Genomic DNA, 19840 nt, shown 5'->3' with positions numbered 1-19840 from the left:
ATAAAATGGCGAGATTATAGCAAATCAACCATTTTTGAGCAAAAATTTCATTTTATACCATTTCTTGACAACAAAGTTTTATTTTTATAAAATGCCAAAACTTTCAAAAACTTCTTTTTGAAACTTAGAAATTCTGCAAAATTATCCCCGCATTTAAAGAGGAAATATGGAAAATAACCAAACCGAGCAAAGTGCTGCTCAAAGCACAAAAACTACAAAAAAACATCAAGCATCAAGAACACACATACCAGTAGACGGACACAAGATCGAAGAGCTAAGAACGCTTAGCTTAGATGAGCTAGTACAGATCGCAAATAGCGTTGGTGTCGAAAATCCACGAGAATTTCGTAGGCAGGATTTGATATTTGAGATACTAAAAACCCAGACAAAACAAGGCGGCTTTATACTATTTACTGGAATTTTAGAGATCACAAACGAGGGCTACGGCTTTTTAAGAGCTGTTGATGCAAATTTAAGCGACAGCTCAAACGACGCTTATGTTTCAAACTCACAGATCCGTAAATTTGCACTTCGTGTAGGCGACATCATCACCGGCCAAGTAAGAGAGCCAAAAGATCAGGAAAAATACTACGCCCTTTTAAAGATCGAAGCGGTAAATTACATGCCTCTAGCAGACGCAAAAGAGAGGCCACTCTTTGACAACCTAACCCCACTTTTCCCAACTGAAAAGCTAAATTTAGAATATGATCCGATGAAGCTAACGGGCCGTGTGCTTGACCTTTTCACACCTATCGGTAAAGGTCAGCGTGGTCTAATCGTCGCACCTCCAAGAAGTGGTAAAACTGAACTTATGAAAGAGCTAGCTCACGGCATCGCTAAAAATCACCCAGAAGCCCAGCTAATGGTGCTTTTGGTTGACGAGAGACCAGAAGAAGTTACCGACATGCAGCGCTGCGTAAAAGGCGAGGTATTTAGCTCGACATTTGACCTGCCAGCGCTTAACCACGTCCGCGTAGCAGAGCTAGTCATCGAAAAGGCAAAACGTCTAGTTGAGATGGGCAAAGATGTCATCATCTTGCTTGATAGCATAACCCGTCTAGCGCGTGCCTACAACACAGTGACCCCACCAAGCGGCAAGGTGCTAACAGGCGGCGTGGACGCAAACGCACTTCACAAGCCAAAACGCTTCTTTGGCGCAGCTAGAAACATCGAGCACGGCGGCTCTCTAACCATCATCGCAACAGCACTTATCGACACTGGCTCACGTATGGACGAAGTGATATTTGAAGAGTTTAAAGGCACTGGAAACAGCGAGATTGTGCTTGACCGCAACATCTCAGACCGCAGAATTTACCCAGCTATCAACGTACTAAAATCAGGCACCAGAAAAGAAGAGCTACTTCAAAAGCCCGATGAGCTTCAAAAAATTTGGGCTATCCGCTCTGCGATCGCTACAATGGACGACGTCGAAGCGCTTAAATTCTTATACGCAAAAATGCTAAAAACAAAAGACAATAAAGAGCTTCTCTCTATCCTAAACGAGTAAATTTAACCGAGCTTGAAGCGCCTGCTTTGAGCTCAAATTTCTTCACTTAAAATAGACAACTACGGCTTTTCTAGCCAAAAATATCTTAGAAATTTTGAATTTTCTAGCACTTTCGATTATAAAAAAGATTACGATTTTTAAACGATTATTTACTAAATTTTTCTATATCTTGATTGATTAAATTTTCATATTCGCAAAGCTCGTTGCAAGTCTTTTTACTCTGCTCGATAAGCTCATCAAATTTAAATCCAAGCATCACAATACGATAAAGGTTTGGCTTGTATTTTCGCCAGTTGTAAAGCGTAGCAACATCAACGTCTAGATGATAAGCCATATCACGTTTTGTCATCTTAGCCACTTTACACTCCTTTTTTCGAGTGATTTTATAAATTTTATTCTGATAAGAAAACAATTGAATTATTTTATGTTTTTTATATATTTAATTGAATATTTAGACTTTATTTAATATAAGAAAACCTAAAATAGCCGCGTAACATTTTTTAAATAAGGAGTAAAAATGAAAAATGTAGTTTTAAAGGTTGCTTTAGGTTTAAGCCTAGCTAGTGCCGCTGCTCTAGCGCAAGGAGCCTTTGTGGGAGTTGAAGGAGACTACTCTTTTGGATCAAAATTAAAAGTAAAAAGAGGTGATGGATCAAAAGATAGTATTAAAAAAGCACAACCAGGTCTTGGCATAAAAGCTGGTTATGACTTTGATGTAGCTAGAGTTTATGGTGCTTACATATATGACTTTCAAGCCAAAAAGTCACTTGGTGATGAAGATGGCACAGTAGTAAAATGGAATACACATAAATTTATAGTTGGAGCTGACTATACTCCGAGCGTAGCAAAAGATCTTAAACTAATTCTTGGTGGCTACACTGGTTTTTCAAAACTTAAATTTGATGTATTTGACACACATGATGGCTCGGAAAAAGCTAATACAAAAGGCTGGATACTAGGTGCAAGAATTGGTGCTGAATACTCTATCAACGAAAATAATGCAGTTGAGTTTGGTCTAAAAGCTGATAGAACAAAATATCGCTCTATAGCAAAATATGACAATGCAAAAACAAAAGAGACAAATGTAGGTCTTTATTTGGGATATACATATAAATTTTAATCGCTCACAAGCTCAAATTTAAGAGTAAATTTGAGCTTTCTATTTAAAAACGAACTATAAATTTAAAAGTTTTTCTAAATTTTCGTCGTCCAAGCGATAGTTTCTCCACTCAAGAGATTGATTTTTAGCTCCCATACTTTCATAAAATTTAATGCTTGGTTCATTCCAGTTTAGGCAGCACCACTCAAGCCTCTTTAAATTTTCATCCTTGCAAATTTGAGCTAAGAATTTAAAAAATGCTTTTCCGATGCCTTGATTTCTAAACTCTTTTTTGACATAAATATCCTCAAGATACATCCCACCAAGCCCTAAGAATGTGGAGAATGTATAAAAGTAGATAGCATAACCAATAGCCCTACCCTCACTCTCGCAGATAAGGGCTTTTGCATGGTTTTTATTAAAGATGGAGTCTGTAAAAATTTCATTTGTAAAAGTGACTTGATCGCCTAGCTTTTCATAGCGTGCAAGCTCTCTTACGAGCTCGCAGATCACGTCTATGTCGCCCTCAGTCGCTTTTCTTATTTGAAATTTCATTAGTTATCGCCAAAGAGTGCTTTTAAGTCCTTGACCATTCCGCCGTCACTATCACTGCTAGTTTTTGAGCCAAGCTCGTTTAGCTCGATCTCATAGCCCGTTAGCATGCTTGCAAGGCGGATATTTATGCCGTTTTTACCGATCGCCTTGCTTTTTTGCTCACTTGCAAGTGTAACAATCGCCTTGTTTTCTTCTATCTTAACCGATGTGATGATAGCTGGTCCCATCGCACGAGCGACAAATATCGCTGGCTCTGTGGCATACTCGATCGCGTCTATGCTTTCGTTATGAAGCTCTTTGCTTACGGCATTGATCCTAACGCCCTTTGTACCAACTGTTGCACCGACTGGATCGATATTTGGAGTGGTTGAGATGAGTGCTACTTTGGCTCTTTCACCAGGGATCCTCGCACTTCCTTGAATGATGATACCGCCATCTTTTATCTCGGGCACTTCCGAAGTCAGTAGTGCTTCAAGAAATTTTGGTGAAGTTCTTGAGAGTTCTACTTTTATGCCTAAATTTTTATCTGTAAATACTTTTCTAATGACAGCTTTTACGACGTCGCCCACTTTAAATTTCTCGCCTTTTATACGGTTTTTACGTGGTAAAACAGCGCGAAGCTCGTCAATTTCAATAAATGTATTTTCGTCATTGTCAACTCTCACAACTGGCCCAAAGACCATGTGACCGCTCATCTCATTATATTTTTGTAAAATTTTCTCTTCGACTAGACGCTGGATGTGATACTCAAGCTCTTTGTGAAGCGTTTGTGCGGCAGTTCTACCAAGATTGTCAAGGCTTAGCTCGTATGTTAGTTCATCGCCGATTTCAACACCGCTATCTATTTTCTTTGCCTCTTTTAAGCTCAAAAAGTGCTCGTTGTCCTCTTCAAGCCTCTCGTCATCGTTTGCTACAATTAAAATTTTTTGATAAAGCTTTAAATTTTTATTTGCGTCAATATTTACATCATACTCATAATTCTCACCATAAACTCTTTTTGCAGTATTTATCAAGGCTCTTATAACACGCTCTTTTACATCTTCAATTTCTAAATTTTTCTCATTTGCAATTGACTCAATAATATCTGAAATTCTTTCCATTTTTTCTCCATTATAACGATAAATTTTGGGGATTTTTCGTGAAGTTCTGGAATTATACATAAGCCATACTTTTAATAAGTTTAAGCTTATTATTAACTTTTATTTAATCCTTTTTTTATGATGTTTTGGATATATTGACCGATTAAAATTTAAGATTTTGAAAGGATTAAAAATGGAGCTAAAACTTGCAAGAGCTGAATTAGACGCAAAACCAAAAACGATTTCACTAGAAAAAATAGAGGCAGCTGTCGAAAAAGAGGGTCAGAAAATTTTCTATTTTGATAAAGAAAACACACACAAACAATTAATCGCCTTAGTCGAGCATTTTGAAGAAAAAGGGCTAAGCGTTTATCACAGAACCGTAAAATACGGACTTGATGATAGCGACTACATGTATGAAGTGCATATACTTTAATGAGTAAAAAACTCTTTATCCAAACTTTAGGCTGTGCTATGAATGTTCGTGACAGCGAGCATATCATAGCCGAGCTCTCACAAAAAGAAGACTACTTCTTAACACAAAACATAGAAGAAGCTGATTTAATCCTTATAAATACTTGCTCGGTTCGCGAAAAGCCAGTTCATAAGCTCTTTAGCGAAGTCGGCGCGTTTGAAAAAGCCAAAAAAAGAGGAGCTAAAATAGGTGTTTGCGGCTGCACTGCAAGCCATTTGGGTAGCGAAATTTTTAAGCGCGCTCCTTATGTTGATTTTGTTCTTGGCGCAAGAAATGTTAGCAAGATCACAAAAGCTGTAAATACGCCTAAATTTATCTCAACCGATATTAATCACGACGAGAGCGAATACGCATTTGGCGAATTTAGAGGCTCGCCATATAAAAGCCACATCAACATCTCGATCGGCTGCGATAAAAAATGCACCTACTGCATCGTCCCACACACCAGAGGAGATGAAATTTCTATTCCTTCAAGCCTTATCTTAAAAGAGGTAGAAAAGGCCGCAAAAAGCGGTGCAAAAGAGATATTTTTACTAGGACAAAATGTCAATAACTACGGTAAAAGATTTTCAGGCGTGCAAGAGAATATCGATTTTAGCGATCTTTTAGTAAAGATAAGCGAGATAGAGGGCGTTGAGAGGATAAGATTTACAAGTCCGCACCCACTTCATATGGATGATAAATTTCTTGAAATTTTCACTAATAATCCTAAAATTTGTAAGTCTATGCACATGCCACTTCAAAGCGGAAACACCAAAGTTTTACGTGAAATGAAGCGCGGATACACAAAAGAGTGGTTTTTAGACCGTGCACTAAGACTTAGAAAGATGTGCCCAGATGTGAGCATCTCAACTGATATCATCGTCGCATTTCCGGGCGAAAGTGATAGCGAATTTGAAGATACTATGGACGTACTTGAGCAAGTTAGATTTGAGCAAATTTTTAGCTTTAAGTATTCGCCTCGTCCGCTTACAAAAGCAGCTACTTTTACAAATCAAATAGATGATAAAACCGCTTCAGAAAGGCTAACACGCCTGCAAAATCGCCACAGCGAAATTTTAGACGAGATCGTGGCTGCACAAAAAGATAAAATTTTTGATGTATATTTTGAAGAGCTAAGGGCAAATGGCGGCGTTGCTGGGCGAAGTTTTAACAACTTTTTAGTTCAAGTTGATGGCAGCGAAGAGCTTCTTGGCACTACGCAAAAAGTAAAGATCACAAATCCAAAACGAATGGTTTTGTATGGCGAGCTGCAAATTTAAAAACACCCTTGAAAAGCTCGCCCTAAATGTTGGCATCTTTTTCATATACATTTTGATGTGGCTCATTTTTCTAACCTGCAAAAAGAGCTACACTCCAAATTTCTTACCACAAAATGGCTGCGTCGTCGTCTTTTGGCACGGGCGCCTTAGCTTTATGAGCTTTGCTTATAGACACTGGTGGAGCAGTCAAAATAGAAAGCAAGGCAAGGTGATAATTAGCGACCACAAAGATGGCGAGCTAATCACTAGAATAATCAAATTTTTTGGCATCGGCACCATTAGAGGCAGCAGCTCAAAAGGCGGCGCAAGAGCACTTATAGAAGCCTTAAGAGAGATAAAGCAAGGCCACGACGTCATCATCACGCCAGATGGCCCACGCGGTCCAAGACACAGCGTGGCAGACGGAGCTGCTGTGATCGCACAAAAATCATCTTGCGAAATTTATGCTCTAAATTTCGAAGCAAACTCGTTTTGGGAATTTAAAAGCTGGGATAAGATGATACTTCCAAAGCCATTTTCAACTATAAATTTTAGCCTCTCAGCTCCTTTTAATGTGGAAAATTTGGAGCAAAAAGATGCAAAAGAGAAGATACAAAACGAACTTTGGCAAGCCTCACAAAATGATGGCGGAAAGAGCGTTTTGCAAAATAAAGAGGACTTTAGGTCAAATTTAAAAATTTGGTGGAAAAAATATGCGCATAAAAATCCACAAATAAGCGATGAGATAAAAGAAATTTTGGACGAAATTTATGAAAAATAAACTATCTATCTTTATAGCCATCTTTATAATTATTTTATTTGGGCTATTTTTTTATAGCGACAACTCCTATAAGCTCGCTCTTGAAGCAAAATTTTTATACGAAAACAAAGAATACGAAAAGGCCTTAAATTTAAGCCAAAAAGCACTTGATATAGATATTTATAACAAAATGGCAAATACTATACTAAACCAAAGCAAGGCTGCTATCAAATTTAGCTCATACATAAAAAATGGCAAAGAGTATCTTGAGCGTATCAAAAAAATGAGCCAAAATAGCGTCAACAAGGCTGATAGTGAACGTATTAAGATGATGTGTGATGTGATGATAGAGGATTTTGACGACCTTAAAAACTCGGCCCTACTTGATAATGAGCTAAAAAATGAAGCTTTAAATACAAAAGAGATTTTCGTTAAGCTTAAAAACGAGCTGTTTTAAACTTATTTAATCCCTTTTTAGCTACCATAACGAAAATTATGCACTAAATTTAGGAGATTTATGTCTTTTAGCGTCAAAAAGCTTTTTTCTAACCTTTTTTTAAGCGTCGTGTTGGAGGGTAATGAGTGCATATTCTTCGGTCAGGTCTTTAGAAATGGCAAACTTTTAAAAACCATAAACGCTAAATTTACAGATATAAATATCGATAATATCGATGAAAAAATCATAAAATACATAGAAGAGCAAGAAAAAGCATATTTTGGTGTATATGTTTCAGTTTTTTTTAACGACGACTCGCAAGGCGCGCTTCCTAGTGTTAGCTTCGATGAATACAAAAAATTTAATATAAATACTAAAAATCTTACAAGCCTTATCATGCAGGATAGCTGGAGTATTTATGCAAATTTAAATGCTATAAAAAAATATAAAAATTTATTTGGACAAGATAGTGTAGATCTCATCTACTCACCTATCGCTCTACTCTTTCACGAGCTTTTAAAACGCGGAATTTCTCCAAAAACTACACTTTATCTTTATATCCATGCATATTCGTTTACACTTGCGATCTTTAAAGATAAACAAATGAAGTTATCCACTTTTTTAAATATGTCTGGCATTGAAGAAACCAACCAGGAAGCCGAAAGCCTAAAAGAAGAAGATATAACAGATATTGACAACTTGATAATTAAAGAAGAAAATGACGCAACATCTCTTGATGATTTTAAAAGTTTAGATGATTTTTTAAGTGATGATAAGCCAAAAGAATTTGAAGATCTAAATTATGAACTAAATATGCCAGTTTCTACAAATGTAGAAAAGTCGGTTGCTATTTTTGGGTATGACATGAAGATGTTTGATTACATAGTAAAGGCTGTAAAAGAATTTTACGAAAATCCTCTCTACGGCGGCGATTTTATTGAGCAAATCATTGTTTTTGAAAATACAAAAACAAGTGCAACCTTTTTACAATATCTGCAATCCGAGCTTTTAGTGGAGACTTCGGTGTATCCAGTGAATACAAATCATATTATGAATGAAATCATGCAAGAAGAGATAATATTATGAGATTTAGCTTTATTGCTCCAGAACCAAGACCACTTATATCTATCTTTAGTAAAATTTGGCTAAGCCTTATAAGCTTTATTTTTGTAGCTCTTTTGGCAACAAATTTTTTTATACTCTATAAAAACTATTCAATTGAAAAAAATATAAATTTTTTATCAAATGAGCAAAAAGAACTTAGTCAAAAAATAGTCACAACAGATGAAATTTCAGCTAAACTGGCCGTACAAATAGAATCTGCAAATGATATTTTCACTTCAAATTCTATTCTCAAGCAAAGTTTGCACAATCTTTTTGATCTAGTGCCTGACAGCATAACGCTTGAAGAGGTTTTTATGGATAAAAACTCACTCATCATTCGCGGTATAACGCCGACAAAAGATGTATTTAACCAGCTTCTAGCTTCACCTTTAAGATCTATTTTTACAACTTCAAATACCAGCTTTTATCAAAGCAAAAACGGCTGGTATGGCTTTATAAGCACAAATAAAATTGATAATTCTGAGGGATATAATGAGTAAAAAAGATACGAGCTTAGAAAAAATAGATCCTGTCAAGCTTTTACTTTTTATATTTGCTTTTATCGTAGTTTGTTTCATTATGATATTTGGTTTTATCGTGCCAAATATAAAAGAATTTAAAAGCCTAACTAGACAAAATTATTCACAGACCTCATCTTATACAAAAGTAAAAAATGAATTTGAAGCCAAATTTAAAAACCTTGAAGCAACTAAACAAAAAGATGGAGCTATCATTTCAGCTTTTGATACTAAATTTGATAAAGATAAATTTATAGAATTTGCCTCTAAATTTTTCAGTGAAGTAAGCCTTAGTAAAATAGAAGAAAGTGATAATAACGCTAGTGAGAAGTTTTTCAGATTTCGCCTAAATGTAACTAGCTCTCTACGAACACCACAAAAATTTTATGACTTTTTAGATGCGCTTAGCAGCTATGGCAGTATCGTAAAGACCGAATTTCCTATCGTCATGAAAGGCGAAAAGGATAAAATCCATACTACTTTTAATATAAAAGTTTTTGGGTTGAAGTAAAATTTTAGATTTCATTTAATAAAAAGCTACAAATAGATAACATTTCTCTCAAGTTCTTAATTATAGAAATCATATTTTTATAGACATAAATTTATGTATTTCATCGGTATTGATATAAGCTCAACATCTACAAAAGTAGCGATACTAGATAATCAAGATAATTTTTGTAATCTATTTTGTTATCAAGTAGTTTTAGTGCCATAAAAATAGTACGCGATATAAAAGAAATTTTAGAATAAAAAGGCTATCAATATGCCTCAATCGTAGCTACTGGGTATGGAAGAGCAAGTGTAGAATACGCAAATATTGGTGCAAGCGAAATACTTTGTCAGGGGTTTGAAGCTTACCATTTATTTAAACCAGACTGCATAGTTATAGATGTCGGCGGATAAGATACAAAAGCCATTAAAATAGAAAAACGTAATTGGCATATTTTGTATATACTCTCCAAAGGAGTTGATTTATGTTACTGGTGCTGTGCTAATTAGCCTTTGTACCTATGGTGAAAGTCCTATAAATACTACTCACGCTGAGTTTCCACGAAATCTTTTCCCGCTTATAAAAGCAAGCTACGGATATACTGTAACCAAAAAATATCCATATATGAATGCTAGTGATATTATCATAGGTAAGATAACCTGTTATGGCAAGAACAAGATATATAAGCTTCTTAGAAGTGCATGCCCTAGAACTTCCAAATATGACAAAAAGCGTAGTTTGGAGTTTTGAATAGATGAGATGAGTAATTTTAAAGACTATCTTGAGAAATGTCTTGGTGTAAAAAATACAGACGAAAAGCTAAAAGAGACAATAGAAATTTTTAATAAAGAAAGAGATGCACCAAGTGCTATTTGCAAGTGATTTTATATATGATAAAAAAGAAAAGATAAAAATGCTTCACTCATACATATAAGCTTTAAAACAAAAAAGATATGTGTCTAAAGCAAACCATAAAAAGCACATTATCATTAAAGAATGCCCAGGACATATAAAAAAATCGATAAAACAAATAGAAGAACCTGGCAAGGATGTAGTAGTTTTTGAAAACTGTACAGGAACTAAAAAATTAAAAATAATATGAGTACACAAGGTAACCTTGTAGAAAATATCGCCAAACGTTACTTAAAGACACCCCTCTTCTGTAATGTACAAAAACGACGCAATATCTGATGCTATTAAAAATTTGTAGATGAATATAAAGCAGATGGTGCAACAGATATCGTTTTAAGTGGCTGTCACACTTATGCAATAGAAACAAACAAGATAAAAGAAGCAGCAAAGAAGCTGGTGTAAGCTATATGAGTCTTGAAACTGACTACTCCAAACAAAATGTATGTTGGCCAGATCCGCACACATTTGAAGGCATTTTTAGAATTTCTCGAATAAAACATCAAATTTTAAAAGGCTCAAAAAGAGCCTTTGTTGATTTATTACGAATTTTTAGAATAGTATTTTGACTAGTATTACTTTTTATCCACACATTTGCCAAGTTGGCAGGCTCTTTTGTAAAGTGCGTCTGCCTTTGTTTCATCGCCGCTTAGCTTTGCAAGCAAAAAGCACGACTGAGCATACTCAAGCTCGCAGCTCTTTGCCAAAAGCTTTAAAACTCTAGCCTCGGCCTTAGTTCTATCTATCTTATGAGTTTTTAAATTTTCGCTTTCGATGTAGGATTTTAGCCCCATGGCCTCGTTGTAGCAGCCAACGCCATCGCCACTATCGCAAGCTAGTTTATAAAGCTTTAGAGCTTTTTCGATATCTTTTTGCTCATCAACCAGCCCTTGCTCATAAATTTGACCCAAATTTGAACAAGCCGTCGCAAGCCCAGCGCCGCAAGCCTTTTCATAGTAGCCTTTTGCCTTTACAAAGTCCTTTTCATTGCTAAAATTTACAGCTAAATTGTTGCAGTCGATACTATTTCCACCCTCGCAGTTTTGTATCATCTTCTCTTTTTCAAGCTCAAGATGCTCTGCCCTAGCCTCTTCATCACTTTGCCAAAAGCCAAAGCTTACCATCTTTTGCCAAGACCAGCAACCACTAAGCATAAAGCCTATGGCCAAAATAAGACCAAAATTTAAGACCTTTTTCACTTACATTCCCAGCTTTGTGCCTAGTCTTTTCATCTGCGGGCATGCCTTGCTTAGCCCACGAAAGCAAGCAACTTTATAAATTCCATAAGCCCTTTTTTCATCTTTATTGACACCAAGACCAAGCTCATACATCGCTCCGATATTGGCACAACTTGGCAAATCGCCAGCATTGCAAGCGTTTGTATATGCCTCCATCGCTAGATAGTAGTCTTGTTTTACGATCTCGCCCTTGCGGTAGGCGTTGCCTAGATGATAGCAAGCTTGCACGCCGCCGCTATTGCAGCTATCTTTGTAAATTTGAACAGCTTTTTTTGGATTTTTTTTAACTCCGAGTCCAAGCTCATAAAGAGTGGCCAAATTTGCACAACCGACTTGCACCTTAGCATCGCAAGCTTTTTTATAATTTGTTAAAGCATTTTCATATTCTTTTAAAAGCTCGTAATTTACGCCCAAATCGTTGCAAGCTTCCGCATCACCTTCTTCGCATTTTGGTATTAAAATTTCAATCGCATTTCTTGAAATTTGCTCTTTATTTTGCACTATTTTTTCATCCTTTGGTTGCTGCCACGAATCATCTTGTTTTTGTCCTACACCAATCACGTTTAAGCAGCCAGTGAAAAATAAAGCCGATAAAAGCAATAAATATTTTTTCATTCTTTTCCTTTTAAAATTGTCCAAATAAGTCATTTAATGCTTCACTGATACTTGGGTGAGTGAAAATTTGATTTTTAAAGAAATTTGCGTTTGCTTTTAAATTCATCGCAATTGCAATTTCATTTATCAGCTCATTTGCATAGATGCAGTGAAAGCTAGCACCCAAAATTTCTCCACTTTGTGCATCAACGATAGCTTTTAGCATGCCTACATCGTGATTTAGTACTTTTGCACCTGGCACTGTTGCCATGCTAAGCTTTAGCTCTTTAAAATTTAGCCCAAATTTACTAGCCTCTTTTGCATTTACTCCAACTCTTGCTAGCGGAGTATCAGTAAATAGCACATTTGCGTGAATGCTTCTATTTTTAGTATTTCTCTTTTTATCACCAAAAATTTGTGAATAAACTATCCTAAAATCATCCAAGCTCGTATAAGTAAAAAGCTCTCCGCCGCGCACATCGCCTACCGCATAGATGTTTGGTACATTCGTTTGAAGGTTTTCATTTGTCTTTATAAAGCCTTTTTCATTTAGATCAACTCCAGCAGCTTTTAAATTTAAATCATCCACATTTGCTACTCTGCCAAGTGCGATCAAAAATGCATCAGCCCTAAGGCATCTTTGCTCGCCATTTTGCTTGAAATTTAATATATTTTCTTTAATGCACTCTATCTCGCAACCCTCTAAAATTTCAACGCCTTGGACTCTAAGAGCTTCTTTTACGCTATTAGCTATATCATCATCTTCGTTTTTAAGTAGTTTTGAACGTCCTACGATAGTCACTTTTGAGCCAAAATTTGCAAACATCGATGCAAACTCTATACCGATAAAACCGCTACCGATAATGACAAAATGCTTTGGTAAATTTTTTAGATCAAGCAAAGTTTGGCTTGAAAATACATTTGAGCTTACAACTTCAAAAGGAGTATCTGCCTCTTTTGAGCCGCTATTTATGATGATAAAGTCGCCCTCTATTATCTTTTTCTCGCCGCTTGGCGTTGTCACAAGGACACTATTTTCACTAGTAAATGAGCCAACACCGTCGATCACATCGATATTTTCTTTATCATTTAGCATTGCGTAGTTTTTAGCATTCAAAGCTGAGATTAGTTTATTTTTATTTTCAACGCTAAGCGTGTAATATTCGCTTTCGACACTATTATTTACAAATTTTGCCTCTTTAGCGGCTGTTATTAGACGTTTGGTTGGTATGCAGCCAACATTTATGCAAGTGCCTCCATACATCTTTGGTGATCTTTCTACAAGAGCCACTTTTTTGCCAAGTGCGGCAGCTTTAACCGCTAGCGTTTTACCAGCTTTTCCAAAACCAATAATTACAATATCATATTTCATTTTCAGTCCCTTATCTTTCCCATTACATAGTAAGTTGTTTCATTTATCTTTTTTAGCTCCATTTTATATTTATTAGCCCAGTTTTTTATGATCTCATCAACTCGCTCTTTTATTTCATTAACGGTAGCTACATTTTTTATCTTTAGTCTATCTTCACTTCCACTCATCGCCACAAAACAAAGGTGTAGCTTTAAATGATCGTTTAGTTCAATTATGCTCTTTGGCAAAAGACCATCAGTATTGTTTAAAATTCTACACATTTGAGCAGTGGTCGTTTCATTGACGTTATAGCCAAGCTGAATTAAAAGTGCATTATGATCCATATCGTTCCTTTTGCTTAAAATTTGCGGGCATTATAAGATAAAATTGGATAAAATCGCCTAAATTTTTAAGGACAAATATGAAAAAATTTATCATTTTTGTGTTTAGTGTTTTGCTATTTTGGGGATGTTCGTTAGATCAAATTTCGCAAAATTTTGGCCTTAGTGAGCCACCACTTGATCCAGAGGTCGAGCAGATCGCAGACGCCATCTATCTATACAATGAAGGCAACTATTCAAAAGCTTGTAAAAGATTTTATGATTATGCAAAAGATGGCAATGTTCTAGCCATGCAGCAAACTGGAGTTTGCTTTCGTGACGGCAAAGGCTTTAGCAAGGATATCTTAAGAGCACTTTTTTGGTTTGAAACAGCTGGCAGATACGGAAACATAGACGGACTAAGAAGCGCTGGATATATCTACGAGTACGGCCTTGGGGTCAATAAAAATTTAGAAAAAGCGATATATTTTTACGAAAAAGCCACAAGCCTTGGCTCAAGCGAGGCTAGCTACGATCTAGGGCTTATCTATCTAGGCAAAAATGACTATAAAAAAGCAAGAATTTATCTTGATGAAGCTTGCTTTAAAGGTAAAGAAGAAGCTTGCACAAAGCTAAAAGAGATGAAATTTTAGCTCTCATCTCTTTTTATAAATTTATTACGCCTCAGCCTTTTGAGCGATCAAAACACCTTCTATCATCTTTTTGATGTCCCCATCAAGTATCGCATCAGTTTGTGAGTATGCTTCGCCGCTACGGTTGTCTTTTACTTGCTGATACGGGAAAAGTACGTATGATCTTATCTGATGTCCCCAGCCGATCTCGCTCTTTTCTACGCTGTTGCTCGCTTCTTGTTGTTTCATTAGCTCAAGCTCGTAAAGGCGTGATTTTAGCATTTTCATCGCTGTGGCTCTATTTTTGTGCTGACTGCGGTCATTTTGGCACTGCACGACGATACCAGTTGGTATATGCGTGATGCGGATGGCTGATTCAGTTTTATTTACATGCTGACCGCCTGCACCACTAGCTCTATAAGTATCTATCTTTAGATCTTTCTCTTCGATCTCGATCTCTATATCATCATCTATTTCAGGGCTTACCATGACACTTGAAAAGCTTGTATGACGGCGCCCTGCGCTATCAAATGGACTTGTGCGAACTAGTCTGTGGATACCATTTTCTGCTTTAAAGTAACCATAAGCATTTTCGCCTTTTACGATAAAACTCACGTCTTTTAGCCCTGCCTCATCGCCCTCTTGAAAGTCAAGAGTCTCGACCTTAAAGCCTTCTCTCTCACAAAATCTAAGATACATCCTATAAAGCATGCTGGCCCAGTCGTTACTCTCAGTGCCACCAGCTCCAGGATGGATCGATACGATCGCATTTTTGCCGTCATCTTCGCCGCTTAAAAGCATAGAAATTTCAAGATTTACTATCTTTTCATCTAAATTTTTAGCGTCGTCAAAAAGAGAATTTATAGTCTCTTCGTCATTTTCAGAATTTGCTAGCTCAAAAAGCTCCTTTGCATCACTTACTGCCTGATTAGCGTCATTAAATTTTGCAAGCATATTTGAAATTTTAGTTTTTTCTTTATTTAGCGCCCCTGCTTTAGCGATATCTTGCCAAAAATCAGGATCTTGTTCGGTGGCCTCGATCTCTTTTAGTCTAGCCTTGATCTCTTCAGGCTTTACGATAGAGCCTATATTTTCAACTTTTGTTTGTAGCTTCTTTAAAAGCTCGTTGTATTCGTAACTATCCAAGTTTTTCTCCAAAAATTTTTGCCGATTTTAGCCAAAAGTTGCTTACATTTTTAAATTTACGCCCTTTTAATCCTTTTTTGTTACAATGCCAAGTTAAAATTTCAAACAAAAAGAGTCAAAATGCAAATCATAAGAACTATAAAAGAACTTGAAAATTTCGTCTCTAGCACAAGCGCAAAGATCGGTTTTGTGCCGACCATGGGCGCACTTCATGACGGACACGTTAGCCTTATTAAAAAATGCGTGAGCGAAAATGAGATAAGTATCGTCTCAACATTCGTTAATCCAACTCAATTTTTACCAGGCGAAGATCTGGACAAATACCCAAGAAACGAACAAAACGACATTAAAATTTGTGAGCAAAATGGCGTTAGCGCTATTTTTATCCCAGATGCCAATGAACTTTACTTTGAAGATGAACCTCTAATCGTCGCTCCAAAGAAATTTTCAGCCATCTTAGAGGGCAAAACTAGACCTGGACACTTTGACGGCGTCTTAAGGGTGCTAAACAAGCTATTTCGCCTAACTCGTGCAAATAGCGTTTACATGGGCAAAAAAGATACACAACAATTAATCATCGTGCAAAACATGATAAAGACATTTTTTCTTAATACCAGCCTAGTGGCTTGCGATATCGTTAGAGAGCCAGACGGCTTAGCGCTTTCAAGCAGAAATGTCTATATCTGCGACGAAGATAAATGTAATGCTCTAAGACTTTCAAGATCGCTAAATAAAGCACAAAATTTGATCCAAAACGGCGAGGAAGACGCAAGTGAGATCAAAACAAAGATGCTTGAAGTGCTAGAGCCGTTAAAGGTTGATTATGTCGCTATTACGGATAGAAATTTAAATGAAATTTCCAAAATAGAAAAAAATAATACCATCATTTTAGTGGCAGCTTATGTTGGCAAAACTAGGCTAATAGATAATATCTGGATATAAAAATGCCAAAACTTCACTTAATTTCACTTGGCTGTAACAAAAATTTAGTTGATTCGGAAATAATGCTTGGTAGATTGCAAAACTACGATATTACCGATGACATCAGCGATGCCGACGTCATCATTGTAAATACCTGCGGCTTTATCAAATCCGCCAAAGAAGAGAGCATCCAAACCATACTTGAGATGCACGAAGCTCGTAAAAATGGCTCTTTACTGGTGGTAACTGGCTGTCTTATGCAGCGTTACAAAGACGAACTCATGAAAGAGCTACCAGAGGTTGATCTCTTTACCGGTGTGGCTGACTATGACAAGATCGATGAGATCATCTTGAAAAAGCAAAATTTATTTAGCCCGCAAACTTATCTGCAAGCAAATGAAGAGCGTGTGATAACTGGCTCAAACTACCATGCCTACATCAAAATTTCAGAGGGCTGTAACCAAAAATGTAGTTTTTGTGCCATTCCAACTTTTAAAGGCAAGCTAAAATCACGCTCGCTTGAAAACATCGTAAACGAGGTCAGAAATTTAGTCAAAAAAGGCTACTACGACTTTAGCTTTTTATCTCAGGACTCAAGCTCATATATGCGCGATCAAGGCGTTAGCGACGGGCTTATAAATTTAATAGACGAGATAGAAAAGATAAAGGGAGTAAGGAGTGCCAGGATACTTTATCTCTATCCAAGCACGACTAGTAAGGAGCTAATTGAGCGTATCATCGCCTCGCCTGTCTTTCACAACTACTTTGACATGCCGATCCAACACATTAGCGAAGACATGCTAAAGATAATGAAGCGTGGAAGTGGCGCTAAAAAGATAAAAGAGCTTTTAAATTTAATGAGAAATGCCGAGAATTCATTCTTACGAACTGGTGTCATCGTGGGTCATCCAGGAGAGAGCGAGGAGGATTTTGAGGAGCTTTGCGAATTTTTAGAAGAGTTTAAATTTGATAGAATTTCAGCCTTTGCCTACTCAAAAGAAGAAGACACAGCATCTTTTGAAATGGAGCAAATCCCAGCCAAGATCATTTCAAAAAGACTAAACAAGATAGAAAAGATCACCAAAAAATCGATAAATGAGAGCTTGCAAAAAGAGATTGGCAAGCAAATTTATGCTTCTCTTGAGGGCGAAAGTAGCGAGGGTGAGATGTTTTACGCAGCCAAAAAAGATATCTGGGACAAAGATATAGACGGCGAAATTCTAATAAACGAGAGCGATGTAAAAGAGCTTGAGATCGGCTTACTCTACCTTTGCGAGGCCACTGACGTGGTTGATCAAAAACTAGTCGCTAAAATCATCAAAAAAGCAAAATGATAAGCCAAAATGTGCGAGAAAAGCTAAGCTCAGGTGCAAATCTACTAGCCTTCTCGCACGGTATAGATAGCACCGCACTTTTTTACATTTTAGAAGAGGTTGGGATCAAATTTGATCTAGCGATGGTTGATTACAATGTTCGAGAGCAAAGTAAAAGCGAGATAAAAAGTGCAAAAGAGCTCGCAGATAAATTTGGTAAAAGAATTTATACTAAAAGCGTTTTTTTAGATAAGTCAAATTTTGAAAAAAACGCGCGCGAGGCAAGATATGAGTTTTTTGGTGAGATTTGTCAAAAATTTGGTTATAAAAATTTGATCCTAGCGCATCAGTTTGACGATAAATTTGAGTGGTTTTTGATGCAGCTTAGTAAGGGTGCTGGACTAAAAGAGCTCTTTGGCATGAGCGAGCTTGAAAAGAGAAAGCACTTCTGGCTAGTTAGGCCGCTTTTAAATTTACGCAAAAAAGAGCTTCAAAGCTATCTTGACGAGAGAAATTTACACTATTTTATCGATGATACAAATTTAAAAGGCGAGTTTAAAAGAAGCTTCATGAGGCTAAATTTTAGTGAGCCATTTTTGGATAGATATTTTAGTGGCGTACGAAAGAGCTTTGAGTTTTTAGAAGCTGATAGACAAATTTTAATGCCAAATATCACAAAAATAAGTGATGAAATTTTTATCATAAAAAATGATAGTAATGCGATACGAGGCGTTGATATGGCGGCAAAAGAGCTAAATGTGCTTCTAAGCAAAGCGCAAAAAGAAGAGCTAAGTGCAAATTTAGCAAAGCAAACAAGCGTGGTGCTAAGCTGCAAGATCGCTGTCGGATACGCAGATACTTACCTTCTAGTAACTCCATTTTGCAAAGCCATAATGCCAAAAATTTTTAAAGAGAAGGCTAGAATTTTAAAAATTCCAGCTATAAATAGAGGCTATCTTTTTGCTATAAATTTTGATTTATCAGAGTTAAAATTTTAATCAAGTAATTCTAAAAACAATAGATAAAGAAAGTTTTGGCTTTTGCTTAAAATAAGTCTAAAGCCAAAAAATTTAATTAAAATAAGCTATTTACGCTTTCATTGTGATATACACGGCGTATCACTTCGCCAAACAATGAAGCGGCACTTAGCACTTTTATACAAGGAAGCTCCTCTGCTAAAGGTATCGTATCTGTTACCACTAGCTCATCTAAAAAGCCTAGTTTTAGCCTATCGTAAGCTGGCCCACTAAGGACTGGATGCGTACAAAATGCCATAACGCTAGTTGCACCACGCTCTTTAAAAATTTCAGCTGCTTTTACGATCGTGCCAGCTGTATCGATCATATCATCAACTAAAATCACATCTTTACCATTTACGTCACCGATTATATTCATCACTTCGCTCTCGTTTGCTTTTTCGCGGCGCTTATCTACGATAACCATGTCAAGATTTAGATTTTTAGCCAAAGCTCTAGCACGAGCAACGCCACCTACATCAGGGCTTGCAACGATTGGATTTGGTAAATTTTTAGCTCTTACGTAGTCATTAAAAATAATACTTCCATAAAGGTTATCAACCGGAATATCAAAAAATCCTTGAATTTGTCCTGCGTGAAGATCCATAGTGACGACTCTATCGATACCTGCTGTTTGCATCATGTTTGCCACTAGCTTTGCAGTGATCGGTACTCTAGGAGCTGCTTTTCTATCTTGTCTAGCGTAGCCAAAATACGGCACAATCGCTGTTATAGAGCTTGCACTACTGCGTCTTAAAGCGTCAGTTAAGATAAGTAGCTCCATTAAATTTGTATTTGTCGGTGCACATGTTGGCTGAATGACAAAAACATCTTTTCCGCGCACGCTCTCGCCGATTTGCACGCTGATCTCTCCATCGCTAAATCTTTTTATACTTGCCTCGCTAAGAGGAAGTGAAAGATATTGCGAAATTTTCTTTGAAAGCTCAATATTAGCCGTTCCTGAGAAAATTTTATAGCCTCTCATAATGATAACCTTTTTAGTGATTTTTATGTTGGGATTTTATCAAAACGAGCTTTAATTTAAATTTATTCTTTTTAGGACCATTTTCTAGTCCTAGTTTAATTCTTATCGTCACAATCAAAAATTTTAGCTTTGATTTTACAAACCTTAAAAT

At 36.6% G+C, this 19840-nt stretch carries 24 protein-coding genes; 15 read left to right on the top strand and 9 right to left on the bottom strand.

Annotated elements, in window-relative coordinates:
• Window positions 1-166 precede the first annotated feature (166 nt).
• Window positions 167-1507, top strand: coding sequence for a transcription termination factor Rho (gene rho / locus CYP51_RS02505; protein ID WP_103624246.1), 1341 nt, complete (start codon window positions 167-169; stop codon window positions 1505-1507).
• A 145-nt stretch (window positions 1508-1652) separates the two neighbouring features.
• Here rho and CYP51_RS02500 read toward each other — a convergent pair whose 3' ends face one another.
• Window positions 1653-1865 (bottom strand): transcriptional regulator, encoded by a 213-nt coding sequence (locus tag CYP51_RS02500; RefSeq protein WP_009294027.1) that lies wholly within the window; start codon window positions 1863-1865, stop codon window positions 1653-1655.
• A gap of 159 nt (window positions 1866-2024) precedes the next feature.
• Between CYP51_RS02500 and CYP51_RS02495 the strand changes: the two genes are divergently transcribed.
• Window positions 2025-2627 (top strand): outer membrane beta-barrel protein, encoded by a 603-nt coding sequence (locus tag CYP51_RS02495; protein ID WP_103624245.1) that lies wholly within the window; start codon window positions 2025-2027, stop codon window positions 2625-2627.
• 54 nt (window positions 2628-2681) lie between these two features.
• On the opposite strand, the gene CYP51_RS02490 is transcribed toward CYP51_RS02495, so the two are convergent.
• Together CYP51_RS02490 and nusA are read right to left on the bottom strand one after the other, a co-directional pair.
• On the bottom strand, window positions 2682-3161 hold the full coding sequence (locus tag CYP51_RS02490) for a GNAT family N-acetyltransferase (RefSeq protein WP_103624244.1): 480 nt from the start codon (window positions 3159-3161) through the stop codon (window positions 2682-2684).
• Window positions 3161-4261 (bottom strand): transcription termination factor NusA, encoded by a 1101-nt coding sequence (gene nusA, locus CYP51_RS02485; protein ID WP_103624243.1) that lies wholly within the window; start codon window positions 4259-4261, stop codon window positions 3161-3163. Before nusA ends, CYP51_RS02490 begins: the two co-directional genes overlap by 1 nt.
• Before the next feature lie 172 nt (window positions 4262-4433).
• On the opposite strand from nusA, the gene CYP51_RS02480 reads away from it, so the two are divergent.
• From CYP51_RS02480 to CYP51_RS09705, 9 genes are all read left to right on the top strand, one after another.
• Complete coding sequence (locus CYP51_RS02480; RefSeq protein ID WP_002941786.1) at window positions 4434-4676, top strand: HP0268 family nuclease; 243 nt, start codon at window positions 4434-4436, stop codon at window positions 4674-4676.
• A complete protein-coding gene (gene miaB / locus CYP51_RS02475) occupies window positions 4676-5977 on the top strand; it encodes a tRNA (N6-isopentenyl adenosine(37)-C2)-methylthiotransferase MiaB (protein ID WP_103624242.1) in 1302 nt (433 codons plus the stop codon). The genes CYP51_RS02480 and miaB overlap by 1 nt, the downstream gene beginning before the upstream one ends.
• On the top strand, window positions 5958-6737 hold the full coding sequence (locus CYP51_RS02470) for a lysophospholipid acyltransferase family protein (protein ID WP_103624241.1): 780 nt from the start codon (window positions 5958-5960) through the stop codon (window positions 6735-6737). The genes miaB and CYP51_RS02470 overlap by 20 nt, the downstream gene beginning before the upstream one ends.
• Window positions 6727-7173, top strand: coding sequence for a hypothetical protein (locus CYP51_RS02465; RefSeq protein ID WP_103624240.1), 447 nt, complete (start codon window positions 6727-6729; stop codon window positions 7171-7173). Before CYP51_RS02470 ends, CYP51_RS02465 begins: the two co-directional genes overlap by 11 nt.
• A gap of 60 nt (window positions 7174-7233) precedes the next feature.
• Window positions 7234-8238 carry a hypothetical protein gene (locus tag CYP51_RS02460; RefSeq protein WP_103624239.1) on the top strand — a complete coding sequence of 335 codons (1005 nt, stop codon included), beginning with the start codon at window positions 7234-7236 and terminating at the stop codon, window positions 8236-8238.
• Window positions 8235-8756, top strand: a complete 522-nt coding sequence (locus CYP51_RS02455; protein ID WP_103624238.1) for a hypothetical protein — start codon at window positions 8235-8237, stop codon at window positions 8754-8756. The genes CYP51_RS02460 and CYP51_RS02455 overlap by 4 nt, the downstream gene beginning before the upstream one ends.
• Window positions 8749-9285, top strand: coding sequence for a hypothetical protein (locus CYP51_RS02450; RefSeq protein ID WP_103624237.1), 537 nt, complete (start codon window positions 8749-8751; stop codon window positions 9283-9285). The genes CYP51_RS02455 and CYP51_RS02450 overlap by 8 nt, the downstream gene beginning before the upstream one ends.
• A gap of 423 nt (window positions 9286-9708) precedes the next feature.
• Window positions 9709-10014 carry a 2-hydroxyacyl-CoA dehydratase gene (locus CYP51_RS02440; protein WP_141089682.1) on the top strand — a complete coding sequence of 102 codons (306 nt, stop codon included), beginning with the start codon at window positions 9709-9711 and terminating at the stop codon, window positions 10012-10014.
• A 9-nt stretch (window positions 10015-10023) separates the two neighbouring features.
• On the top strand, window positions 10024-10146 hold the full coding sequence (locus tag CYP51_RS09705; RefSeq protein ID WP_141083682.1) for a 2-hydroxyacyl-CoA dehydratase family protein: 123 nt from the start codon (window positions 10024-10026) through the stop codon (window positions 10144-10146).
• Between the two features lie 602 nt (window positions 10147-10748).
• Here the strand turns inward: CYP51_RS09705 and CYP51_RS02435 are convergent.
• Genes CYP51_RS02435 through CYP51_RS02420 form a run of 4 tightly spaced genes read right to left on the bottom strand, consistent with a single transcriptional unit; the run spans window position 10749 to window position 13700 of the window.
• The gene (locus CYP51_RS02435; RefSeq protein WP_103624235.1) at window positions 10749-11372 is read right to left on the bottom strand and encodes a tetratricopeptide repeat protein; all 624 of its coding nucleotides are present in this window, start codon (window positions 11370-11372) and stop codon (window positions 10749-10751) included.
• A complete protein-coding gene (locus CYP51_RS02430) occupies window positions 11373-12026 on the bottom strand; it encodes a tetratricopeptide repeat protein (protein WP_103624234.1) in 654 nt (217 codons plus the stop codon).
• 10 nt (window positions 12027-12036) lie between these two features.
• The gene (locus tag CYP51_RS02425; RefSeq protein ID WP_103624233.1) at window positions 12037-13377 is read right to left on the bottom strand and encodes a dihydrolipoyl dehydrogenase family protein; all 1341 of its coding nucleotides are present in this window, start codon (window positions 13375-13377) and stop codon (window positions 12037-12039) included.
• Between the two features lie 2 nt (window positions 13378-13379).
• Complete coding sequence (locus CYP51_RS02420; protein WP_103624232.1) at window positions 13380-13700, bottom strand: type II secretion system protein; 321 nt, start codon at window positions 13698-13700, stop codon at window positions 13380-13382.
• 77 nt (window positions 13701-13777) lie between these two features.
• Here CYP51_RS02420 and CYP51_RS02410 point away from each other — a divergent pair, with 77 nt between their 5' ends.
• Complete coding sequence (locus CYP51_RS02410; RefSeq protein WP_103624231.1) at window positions 13778-14329, top strand: tetratricopeptide repeat protein; 552 nt, start codon at window positions 13778-13780, stop codon at window positions 14327-14329.
• A 24-nt stretch (window positions 14330-14353) separates the two neighbouring features.
• Here the strand turns inward: CYP51_RS02410 and prfB are convergent, their stop codons facing one another.
• The gene (gene prfB / locus CYP51_RS02405) at window positions 14354-15454 is read right to left on the bottom strand and encodes a peptide chain release factor 2 (RefSeq protein WP_103603890.1); all 1101 of its coding nucleotides are present in this window, start codon (window positions 15452-15454) and stop codon (window positions 14354-14356) included.
• 120 nt (window positions 15455-15574) lie between these two features.
• Here prfB and panC point away from each other — a divergent pair, with 120 nt between their 5' ends.
• From panC to tilS, 3 genes are read left to right on the top strand one after another with little or no spacing between them, the layout of a single operon-like run.
• On the top strand, window positions 15575-16396 hold the full coding sequence (gene panC, locus CYP51_RS02400; protein ID WP_103593230.1) for a pantoate--beta-alanine ligase: 822 nt from the start codon (window positions 15575-15577) through the stop codon (window positions 16394-16396).
• 2 nt (window positions 16397-16398) lie between these two features.
• On the top strand, window positions 16399-17709 hold the full coding sequence (gene rimO / locus CYP51_RS02395) for a 30S ribosomal protein S12 methylthiotransferase RimO (protein WP_103624230.1): 1311 nt from the start codon (window positions 16399-16401) through the stop codon (window positions 17707-17709).
• Window positions 17706-18686: a tRNA lysidine(34) synthetase TilS gene (gene tilS, locus CYP51_RS02390; RefSeq protein WP_103624229.1), complete on the top strand. Its 981-nt coding sequence runs from the start codon at window positions 17706-17708 to the stop codon at window positions 18684-18686. Before rimO ends, tilS begins: the two co-directional genes overlap by 4 nt.
• A gap of 76 nt (window positions 18687-18762) precedes the next feature.
• On the opposite strand, the gene CYP51_RS02385 is transcribed toward tilS, so the two are convergent.
• Complete coding sequence (locus CYP51_RS02385; RefSeq protein ID WP_021090753.1) at window positions 18763-19689, bottom strand: ribose-phosphate pyrophosphokinase; 927 nt, start codon at window positions 19687-19689, stop codon at window positions 18763-18765.
• Window positions 19690-19840 lie beyond the last annotated feature (151 nt).

Origin of the sequence: Campylobacter concisus (assembly GCF_002912895.1) — a bacterium.
GTDB lineage: Bacteria > Campylobacterota > Campylobacteria > Campylobacterales > Campylobacteraceae > Campylobacter_A > Campylobacter_A concisus_G.
Note: the sequence above shows the minus strand (reverse complement) of the source record. Positions and strands in the feature narration are given on the sequence as shown.

What these genes read in the sequence shown, in the direction of transcription:
- CYP51_RS02465 (WP_103624240.1), top strand. Translation starts at nt 6,727, where the DNA reads ATGAAAAATAAACTATCTATCTTTATAGCCATCTTTATAATTATTTTA.
- CYP51_RS02490 (WP_103624244.1), bottom strand. Translation starts at nt 3,161, where the DNA reads ATGAAATTTCAAATAAGAAAAGCGACTGAGGGCGACATAGACGTGATC.
- CYP51_RS02460 (WP_103624239.1), top strand. Translation starts at nt 7,234, where the DNA reads ATGTCTTTTAGCGTCAAAAAGCTTTTTTCTAACCTTTTTTTAAGCGTC.
- CYP51_RS02455 (WP_103624238.1), top strand. Translation starts at nt 8,235, where the DNA reads ATGAGATTTAGCTTTATTGCTCCAGAACCAAGACCACTTATATCTATC.
- CYP51_RS02430 (WP_103624234.1), bottom strand. Translation starts at nt 12,026, where the DNA reads ATGAAAAAATATTTATTGCTTTTATCGGCTTTATTTTTCACTGGCTGC.
- CYP51_RS02480 (WP_002941786.1), top strand. Translation starts at nt 4,434, where the DNA reads ATGGAGCTAAAACTTGCAAGAGCTGAATTAGACGCAAAACCAAAAACG.
- tilS (WP_103624229.1), top strand. Translation starts at nt 17,706, where the DNA reads ATGATAAGCCAAAATGTGCGAGAAAAGCTAAGCTCAGGTGCAAATCTA.
- rimO (WP_103624230.1), top strand. Translation starts at nt 16,399, where the DNA reads ATGCCAAAACTTCACTTAATTTCACTTGGCTGTAACAAAAATTTAGTT.
- CYP51_RS02410 (WP_103624231.1), top strand. Translation starts at nt 13,778, where the DNA reads ATGAAAAAATTTATCATTTTTGTGTTTAGTGTTTTGCTATTTTGGGGA.
- CYP51_RS02425 (WP_103624233.1), bottom strand. Translation starts at nt 13,377, where the DNA reads ATGAAATATGATATTGTAATTATTGGTTTTGGAAAAGCTGGTAAAACG.
- CYP51_RS09705 (WP_141083682.1), top strand. Translation starts at nt 10,024, where the DNA reads ATGAGTAATTTTAAAGACTATCTTGAGAAATGTCTTGGTGTAAAAAAT.
- CYP51_RS02420 (WP_103624232.1), bottom strand. Translation starts at nt 13,700, where the DNA reads ATGGATCATAATGCACTTTTAATTCAGCTTGGCTATAACGTCAATGAA.
- panC (WP_103593230.1), top strand. Translation starts at nt 15,575, where the DNA reads ATGCAAATCATAAGAACTATAAAAGAACTTGAAAATTTCGTCTCTAGC.
- CYP51_RS02450 (WP_103624237.1), top strand. Translation starts at nt 8,749, where the DNA reads ATGAGTAAAAAAGATACGAGCTTAGAAAAAATAGATCCTGTCAAGCTT.
- CYP51_RS02385 (WP_021090753.1), bottom strand. Translation starts at nt 19,689, where the DNA reads ATGAGAGGCTATAAAATTTTCTCAGGAACGGCTAATATTGAGCTTTCA.
- CYP51_RS02470 (WP_103624241.1), top strand. Translation starts at nt 5,958, where the DNA reads ATGGCGAGCTGCAAATTTAAAAACACCCTTGAAAAGCTCGCCCTAAAT.
- CYP51_RS02495 (WP_103624245.1), top strand. Translation starts at nt 2,025, where the DNA reads ATGAAAAATGTAGTTTTAAAGGTTGCTTTAGGTTTAAGCCTAGCTAGT.
- rho (WP_103624246.1), top strand. Translation starts at nt 167, where the DNA reads ATGGAAAATAACCAAACCGAGCAAAGTGCTGCTCAAAGCACAAAAACT.
- nusA (WP_103624243.1), bottom strand. Translation starts at nt 4,261, where the DNA reads ATGGAAAGAATTTCAGATATTATTGAGTCAATTGCAAATGAGAAAAAT.
- miaB (WP_103624242.1), top strand. Translation starts at nt 4,676, where the DNA reads ATGAGTAAAAAACTCTTTATCCAAACTTTAGGCTGTGCTATGAATGTT.